The sequence below is a fragment of the Leisingera sp. F5 genome (assembly GCF_001593695.1).
On record NZ_LUKH01000075.1, the window covers coordinates 1 to 8481 of the forward strand.

An 8481-nucleotide genomic window follows, 5' to 3' on the forward strand; every position below is an offset into this window, starting at 1 on the left:
CGATCGGCGGCGTGATTGAGACCCACATGATCAAGACCGGTTTCCTGGAAGGCGAGGGAATGGGCCTGAAATCCGACCCGCAGGCACAGGTGGTGAACCTCAATGCCCCGCGCGGCAAGGCCTGCCCCAGCTGCGGCCAGTTCGACATGCAGATGGTCGAAGGCTGCATGACCTGCCGCAGTTGCGGCCATTCGAAGTGTGGCTGAATAGAGGTAGGACTGTAGTTTTGTGGTGTGTGAAAGCTCGCATCAGTTTGCAATTTGACCAGCTTAAACTGCAATTTTGACCACTAAAAGTTTGCCACCGCCCTCAAAGGGGCGGTGGCTCTCTATTTTCTGGGATGTGTCGTGATGAGTTGAGTGGCTTCACATCAAGTCTTCGTAGCCTCGCAAGGCTCATCTAAACTCAGATAGTTGAAGCGTTGCTTCAGAGTTTATCAAACACCGATCCAAGCCGAGGAGCGAACAATCGCTCATAAGTTTTCAACAAATAGGCGTCGGTCATGCCTGCTACAAAGTCACATATCACCCTCAGGCCATCGCCTTCTGCTTCATACTTTTTGAACGTGTCTGTCGGTAGCAAGCGCTTTGGGTCGGATTGAAGGGCTTCAAAAACGGAAACGACCATGCTTTGTCCCTTGAACTCCAAATGCTGGACGCTTGGGTTTTTAATAACCTCAGAAAAGACCAGTTTTTTCAGAGATTCCAAAAATTGGGCTTGGGGTGAGGCCAACTTTGCACGGAATTTAAGGAGTGGCTCGTCAAATTGGCTGTACTCATCATATTCGATTGCCGTGATGAAGTGGTGAACCAAGCGACTTATATAGCGTTTTCGGGTGTTGGTGGCGCCGAATAGGCCATCAAGCATCCGGCCATAGACATCGTTCTCGCTTTCCCCTGGATACTTTTCTTTCAGTGCGTTGAGGAAGGATGAACACTTATCTTCCGGGATATATTCCTGAAACTGCTTTGCAGAGACCAATTTCAGTGCAACGGCATCTTCAAAATCGTGCACTCCATAAGCAATGTCGTCCGCGACGTCCATGATGCTACAATCCAGGGACTTATGCATTGAAGCATTATGCTTGCCATCTTCTTTCTCGATTGACTGGAAATGGTCACGGTCTGAGCCAGAAAGCGGCTTGAGGATCCAAGCTACTACATCATTCTCGGTGTTCAGGTAACACTTAGGGGGCGTGGAAGCCCTGTCATCAATTATCTTGAGCGTCGAAGGAGATTCTTGCAGCCTTGGTTGAAGCTTGGTGTTTTCGGCTTCTGAGAAGCTGACGGGATACTTCAGTATTCCGAGAAGCGTACGCCTTGACAGGTTTGCGCCTGCATCTGCGGAGAAGTTCTCAAGGCGAGATAGGATCCGGAGAGTTTGGCCGTTTCCCTCGAACCCCCCAACCTTTTCTCTGTCAGCATTACGCATGCAGTAGTTCAGTGCGATTTCACCGCCATGACCGAAAGGGGGATGCCCCAAATCATGGGAGCATCCTATCGCTTGAATAGTGCTTCGGTCAGGTAGGTACTTTGCAGCGTCATGTTTAGGAAACGACTTAGCCAATTGTTTGACCAGACCTGAGCCGATTTGTGCGACTTCCAGAGAATGGGTCAATCTGGTTCGGTAAAAGTCACTGTCTCCCAGGTTCAGAATCTGTGTCTTCCCTTGCAACCTACGAAATGATGCAGAGTGAATTACCCGGGCATAATCAATGTCGCCCTCATCTCGCGCATCCTCTTGTTGAGCATCCCACGGCTCTCTTCGATCTAACCAAGTCATGCTAACTGCTCATCCTTGTAGTAATTGATTTTATAGCGAAACAACTTGTCTATCGCCGAGATTGCCGCGCGCTCGGATGGTAGAAGATTAGTAGCGCTGCTTCGAGGCTTCTTGAGACACGTTTTGTGTCGCAGGATAATGTTCAAATCGCAAAAGATAGCTGGCGAGACCCTTTCAGGGATTCAACCTGCCAAACCCACCCATCAAACTCGCGTCGAGAAACAGACAATAAGTCGGCAGCATAACAAAACACGTGCTTCAAGAAGCCATAGTCATCAGCATCAACGCCGACGCGCTTAGCGAATGTGCGGATGTGACGGTCTACCGCAATCGACTCGATGCCAATAAGGCATGCCAAGTAGTCAACCGTTTTTGGACCTACGCCATTCACCTTTTGAAAGGCCGCTCCAAACTCGCCGGTCTTGTATTTTTGCTTGAGGTCTTCGACGTCCTGAACGTCTTCGTCATACAGAAAGGCAACGATCCGTTCGAAGCGAGCGATTTTTTGGTGATGGCTCCACTGAAGGAAGGCACCTGTTTCACCATCGTTAATAATCCCGATAAGCGCGGAAATTGTATCGGCTTGCGGATGCTGGTTCAGAATGTTTGTTACTCTGGGCCGAACAACCGTAGAGTAGCGTAGTCCCGCCTGAAGAGCAGTGTCCGCTAATACTGCCCCCATATGGTTGCAAACCATGCGCTTCGTCAGGCGCGCTTCCGTTAAGCCTTGGTTGCTGGCAAAGTCAGCAACCTTCCTCGCAGCCGTTAGCACTGCAATGGGATCATGTTCACGTGAACGCGTCATCAAAGTAGCCCCGTTTGCCGGAGTGCTGCTAAACGTTCTACGCAATTTGGGCAAGCCCCGCAGGGTAGTTTGCTCGAGGCTTGACAAGAGAATGTTCGACCTATCGGAACACCCAGTTTTTTAGCGTCACGAGCTACATCTGCCTTGGAAGCAAATCTATAGGGTGAAAAAAAGCGGACGGGTCCGACCGCTTCAGTTAGGCCATCAAGTTTGTTCAGAAAATCGGCGGTACAATCAATTTCCTTAGCGTGGTTGCTATTTATGAAACCCGTGTAAACTTCACGGATGCCCAAGGTTTGAGCTCTGGCTGCAGCAGCGGAAAAAAACAACATGGTTCTATAGGGCACATAAAGATCGTCGTCTTGAACTTCATCTGACCACAAGTTGGGTTCGTCGATCAATCGAGAAGTGGAGCCCCTGAATAGGTCAGAAATTTTGTTTCGTTCAGGAGGCATTACCCCTTGAGGCATGACCTCATTCAGTCGATTCCATTCGGTTTCTACGCAGTGCTGACCGTAGTCAAAGAACACAGGAACTACAGTTTTTCCTTCTGATACAAGCCGGTATGCAACAGTGGTTGAATCCAGACCACCGGACGCTAACAGCAGTGTTCGTGTCATTTCCTGGTGCTCCGCAACTTCGATAGACAAGAGAACAAGCCGTTAAGGCACTCCCCCAATGAATCCGAAAAAACTTCACTACCCGCCATAACCATGGTGTTCTTGTTTTCACATCGTGGGTCGTAGGTGATCACTGGCGTTCTGGATTTCAGGGCATAGCCGATTTCGACCAAAGTGCCTGGGTCCTTCTCCAACGGTACCGCAAAGACAACGTCACACTTTTCAAGGAGGGCTAAGTCCTTATTGTAGGCCTCACGCAGCGTATGGATGTCGGCTGGGCGAGCCACTTCACCGTTTTCTTGAACAGGGCGTCGCACGTTGAAATTATGATATTCCAGAGCGGACACGGCTTCATCCAATTCATGCTTGTCGATGTAAGAAAAATCGGGTGCAGCAAGATAAATGTTGAATGCTGTCCTTTCGTGCCAGGGCAATGATACTCCACCCAGCGATCGCACCAACTCCATTGGCAGTTTCAAATCTCTTTGAACGTCTCGACGCAGATCGTCTGGGTATGTCGTTTGAGCGTAACGTGTAGCAGCCTGTGCACCGCGCCAGGTTGCTTCGTTAACATCAATGGGTGCCAATGCGGCCATCACAGCAGCGTATACATCACCGACACCAACCGAGTTCACTGTTTCTCCAAGTGTAGCGTGAATCTCTTCTACACCACCCTCGATTAGATTGATGAGCCTGCTTCCCCCTCGGTTTTCCTTCAACAGAAGGTAGGATGCATTTGCCGATCTTGCTGCTTCTTCCAGTGGGTCCAAGCACTTGCCACCCAACGCATCAAAAAGGTCGGAAGAAGTCGAAATCACTATAGTCTGAATGCGATCCTTGAAGCACTCCAGCTCAAGAAAAGACTCAACTCCGTAGGCAATATCCACAGTGACGTTCGCATTGGATCTTAGGAGTTCACTCAATGTGGATAGTGAGAACTTGCCTGGGAAAACTACTATCTGTTCAAATTTTTCTAATTGGTTTCCAACTTCCCTCATAGAAACAGATTTTCGCTCACGCAGGAGTTCTTCATATCCTTGGTCGCCAACTTCTGTGACATCGGAAATAAAAATAACATTGGGAGAGCTGGAGATTTCACCAAGCCAGATAAACTCAGTGCAACCGTGCGCATGAAGGTAATCTGTCGCTTCTTGGATAAGATAACTTGGGCAAATACCGGCGACTGCAAATGGAAAGCCGCAAGCCCACAGACCTCGAGCAGCATGAATGATACCCCCAAGGCGCATCTTGGGTGCAAGACCTTTTCCTAACTGAACGAAGTCAACATAAACTTCGCCTACGACCAAAATCGGGTTTGGGTCAGTGATGTTAGACAATTGTAAAATCTACGGTCGTTTGAGGGTTGGGGAAAGTGGATGAGCTTTGAACAATGCCAACGTAGTTGAAGCCTTCGTTCAAGCATGCGGCAAGATAGTTAAATCGAGTCGGTAATGCCCCAACAACTACCCCGTTTGTGTCCAACGCCACGATCCGTTGTGCAACGGTAATCGTTAGCTCGGTTCCCGGTGGCGGAACGGTTCCGGTGTTCGTGAAGTAGTCACACTGTCCGACCTCTTCTAATTCTGTCGAAAAGGCCATCGCACATTGATCGGTTCCGCTGCTGCCTCCTGATCCACCACTTCCGTTTGAACTTGAAGGCGATCCTGAATAATCCGAAAATCTACCAGAGCCACTGCTGCCCATAATTGATCCCCCTTAGGGCTGAAGTTAATGAATTTTCATCAACCCTAAATGAGTTTTCTGTGACGTCAATCCAAGAAAACACCGCTCTGGTATTGTTTCAGAACCCGTCCTTCGATCCCCATCATCGGCGAAACGCAGAAGTGCTTCTCATCAAGTATGTATTTGATGCAATGCGCAGCATTTTTTAGATTGGGAGCAGTGTTTGGAAACAGGAGTCTCAAACGACGCATGTAGTAGCCGAAATCGACACACGCTGTAATTGACATCAGGTAGGCTCCATGATCGACGCCTTGCCGATGCTCAGAGTTCCTTCACTCATCCAGTGGATAGCGACGCCATATAGAAGTTTTTCGGGCCACTTCCTGCGAACCATGGAGGCATAAGCGTCAATTTGCGGTCGATAGCTCGCAAAGCGTGCGTCAGGATCGGGACAAGGCCCAGATTTATGGTCGATGATCAACAGCCCGTGCGGTCCCTCGGCAAGGCAGTCGAGAATGGCATTGGTTTCCAATCCGTCGGCCGCTTTTTCCTGCAAGGGTAGTTCGAAGTGGAGCCTGTCATAACCCTGGTCGGTTAGCCATCGGGTCAAGGCCTCCGCTTGGGCGGAAATCTGGGCGATGGCCTTTTCAGGCAAGCCGGTTGCGGCGGAAATCCGGTCGACCAGATCGGGGCGCTCGGCCAGAACACGGAAAGCCAAGTGCCAGGCAGTGCCGCGTTCGACTGCGCTACTCGTGCGGGTCTCTGTAACGCCCTCTGCCAGCCGCACAGTTTCGAGGAGCACGTCAGATTCCTGTCCGGGGGCTTTGAGGGTTGAAGGACTGCGGCGCCACGGCGTTCGCGCACTTTCAGGGATGGTGTGCGGCAGGCCCAAGCGTAGGTGCGCCGCACTTCCCGACTGCTCAGTTTCCACTGGCTCTTCTGGCAAGCCCTCTGTCACCTGCGCCGCAAAGGTCTGTCCGGCGACAGTCAGTGTGTCATCGCCAGGTTCAAACCCTGCACGATCACGCAGCAGGTCAACCATGCGCTCTGCGTGCTCGCGTGGTTTGGACCGTTCCCGAGGCATTGCGAGGATCAGCCGATCCCGCGCACGTGTCAGCGCGACATAGAGTTTGCGGGCCGCGTCGCGTTCGTCCTCGGGGCGGCGGGCCTCGGTGAAAGGGACTTGCGATTCCGGCGCTGCGAAATCGGGCAGGTAGCTCAATCCAGCATGATCGAGAACATTGTCGAGATCGTGGAAGGTATCGAAATCGGCCCGCAAGGTGCCCGGGCGCTCGGCAATCTTCTGATCAAGCCCTGCGACAAGGGTGATCGGCCATTCGCGCCCCTTGGCGGCGTGCCAGGTGCAGATCTCGATCCCGGAAGCAGACCAGCCATCCGGGTCGGGATGGCGATCCCATTCCTTGGCAGATTGATGCGCAATCCAGCCGAGGAAGACTTGTACCCCAGCACCGTGGAAGCCTGCGGCGGCGCGCAGGTCCTGTGCCATGGTGTCAAACTCCTGTGCTTCGGCCTCAAGGCGTGCCAGATCGGCCAGCGCTTGTGCCGGTTGCGCCAATCCGGCAGACCAATCGCGTAGTTTGGTCGTGCGCAGGACTTCCGCGAGGGTGTCGGCCACGGTGCGTGTTGCAATGCTGTCATTCAGGGTGTGCAGAGAAACGATTGAAACATGTGTGTTCAGCACCCCGTCAACGGCGTTGCGCAACGCGTCCTCCAGTGGCACGCGCGGTGGGCCAAGGGTCAACCATGTCAAGGCTGCGTGGGTGTCGTCCGGATCCGCTGCCAACGCCAGCGCGGCGCGGGCGACACGCATCGCGGGCGCTGTCAGCCAACCGTTCTGCTGGATGCGCACGGGTAGGTCATGGGCTTCGAGGGCGGCGGCAGCCGCGCTGGCCTTGGAGTGGGTATAGGTCAAAACGGCGACGTCGCTTGGCTTGGCTGGGCGCATCTCCTTGCTTGCCTTGTCATAGACCGGCGTTCCTGCATCCAGGATGTCAGCCACCCGATTGGCGATGCAGGCGGCCGTGGTGTCCTTGCGCCCACCAGGCAAGTTCAGCACCTCGAGTGCGGGCTCTTCTGTCGCCTCGCGTTGCGGGCTTAGCGGGTCGTACTGGTCGAAGAGCGTCGGGCCAAGTGCATTGACCATCTCCATGATCCGCGCTTCGGAGCGCCAGTTTCGGTCAAGCGGCGTGACCGCATCCGGATTCGCAGCTTGCAAGGCCTCTGACAGCCGTGGGTCAGCACCTTGAAAACCCATGATGGATTGTTTGATGTCGCCCACGATCAGCGCTCGTTTTGCCCCCTGCGCAAGCCGCCAGAGCAGCGCGAACTGCACCGGGTTGGTGTCCTGGAATTCGTCGATCACAACGCAGTCGATTTCGCCCAGAACGGCATTCAGAATCTCGGGGCGGTTGCGAAGAAGGGTTTCGGTCTCCGCGATCATGTCAGCATAATCGATTAGCCCGGACTGGCGCTTGGCAGTCTGGTAGGCCTCCAGAACCTGCTGAGCGCCAGTGACCAACGCGGTCAGATGCGCGCGGGCATCGGCCAAGGGGCCAGGATGGCGAGGCAGTGCGCTGGCGGCATCCATGACGGCCTGGGCGAGGGCGTCATAGCCTTCTGGTGTGGGGGTGCCGCGTTTCGTTAACCTGAGGTTGCGCAGTTTCTGCCATACCATCCAATCCTTTTCGAGCACACCAGGTCGGTTGGCCTTGCGCAGGATCTGGTGGTTTCTTGCGAACTCATCGCGGACAGACTTCTTTGAAGCAAAATGTGGAGCGAGGCTATCCGGAAAGACCTCCAATAAACCATGTAACGCTCGGCGCAATGCCGCGGTCAGGGCATCGCCATCCGCCTCGACCGGGCCGTAGCCCTCGGCCAGCGCATCCAGAGCCGGCGCCAGGATGTCCAGCGACTGCCCGCGCGCACCGAGCCCGCGGATCAGGTCGACCGTTCGCAGAACATCAGCACGAAACCCATCTTCGGCGGTGGTCTGCGTCGCGTGAGACCACGCATAGCCGAACCGTCCGAGGTCTGCCATCAGCGGTTCCAGTGCCTCGCATCTGTGCATTTCCAACCGGATTAGCAGGTCGCGTTCCGGCTCACTCAAAAGACGGCTTTCCGGGGAGCGCCCGGCGGCGAAGGCATGCTCCGTAAGCAGCCTTTGCCCCAACGCGTGGATCGTACCCATGTAGGCGCGGTTGATTTCCAGCGCGTCGTGCAATCGACCGCGCCCCATCAACTCACTGCGTACACGATCCCGCATTTCGGCGGCGGCCGCTTCGGTGAAGGTCACAGCAAGAATCCGCCCCGGCGCGACCTCGCCGCTTTCGACCCAAGCCCCCAACGTCTTCTGGATGTGATAGGTCTTTCCAGCACCGGCTCCGGCCGGAACGAGGGACAGTTGTGTCATTGCGCGTCCCCCTCAGTGGCGTCATCGGGCAGGCTGAAGGCTGCAACGAGTGGGATGTCGAGGGCATAGGCCTTTATCCCGCGCTCCTTGTCGAAGGACTTTGCGTCGCTCAGGTGATTTAGGCGGACCGTACCTGCGCCGACTTCGGCCAAGACTTCAGA

At 54.2% G+C, this 8481-nt stretch carries 6 protein-coding genes; 1 reads left to right on the plus strand and 5 read right to left on the minus strand.

Features of this window, described 5'->3' with window-relative positions:
• On the plus strand, positions 1-206 hold a 206-nt coding region (locus A2I95_RS23625), incomplete at its 5' end, for a hypothetical protein (protein WP_291733774.1).
• 220 nt (positions 207-426) lie between these two features.
• Here the strand turns inward: A2I95_RS23625 and A2I95_RS23630 are convergent.
• The 5 genes from A2I95_RS23630 to A2I95_RS23650 all read right to left on the minus strand — a co-directional run bounded on the left by A2I95_RS23630 (position 427) and on the right by A2I95_RS23650 (position 8320).
• Positions 427-1782, minus strand: a complete 1356-nt coding sequence (locus A2I95_RS23630) for an anti-phage deoxyguanosine triphosphatase (RefSeq protein WP_291733777.1) — start codon at positions 1780-1782, stop codon at positions 427-429.
• A gap of 142 nt (positions 1783-1924) precedes the next feature.
• Complete coding sequence (locus A2I95_RS23635; protein ID WP_291733779.1) at positions 1925-2587, minus strand: hypothetical protein; 663 nt, start codon at positions 2585-2587, stop codon at positions 1925-1927.
• The gene (locus A2I95_RS23640; protein ID WP_291733781.1) at positions 2587-3207 is read right to left on the minus strand and encodes a 7-cyano-7-deazaguanine synthase; all 621 of its coding nucleotides are present in this window, start codon (positions 3205-3207) and stop codon (positions 2587-2589) included. Before A2I95_RS23640 ends, A2I95_RS23635 begins: the two co-directional genes overlap by 1 nt.
• The gene (locus tag A2I95_RS23645) at positions 3204-4544 is read right to left on the minus strand and encodes a nucleoside 2-deoxyribosyltransferase (protein ID WP_291733783.1); all 1341 of its coding nucleotides are present in this window, start codon (positions 4542-4544) and stop codon (positions 3204-3206) included. The genes A2I95_RS23640 and A2I95_RS23645 overlap by 4 nt, the downstream gene beginning before the upstream one ends.
• Before the next feature lie 632 nt (positions 4545-5176).
• Complete coding sequence (locus A2I95_RS23650) at positions 5177-8320, minus strand: exodeoxyribonuclease V subunit beta (protein WP_291733785.1); 3144 nt, start codon at positions 8318-8320, stop codon at positions 5177-5179.
• Positions 8321-8481 lie beyond the last annotated feature (161 nt).

Coding starts and splice junctions, on each gene's coding strand:
- A2I95_RS23630 (WP_291733777.1), bottom strand. CDS start 1,782: ATGACTTGGTTAGATCGAAGAGAGCCGTGGGATGCTCAACAAGAGGAT.
- A2I95_RS23650 (WP_291733785.1), bottom strand. CDS start 8,320: ATGACACAACTGTCCCTCGTTCCGGCCGGAGCCGGTGCTGGAAAGACC.
- A2I95_RS23635 (WP_291733779.1), bottom strand. CDS start 2,587: ATGACGCGTTCACGTGAACATGATCCCATTGCAGTGCTAACGGCTGCG.
- A2I95_RS23640 (WP_291733781.1), bottom strand. CDS start 3,207: ATGACACGAACACTGCTGTTAGCGTCCGGTGGTCTGGATTCAACCACT.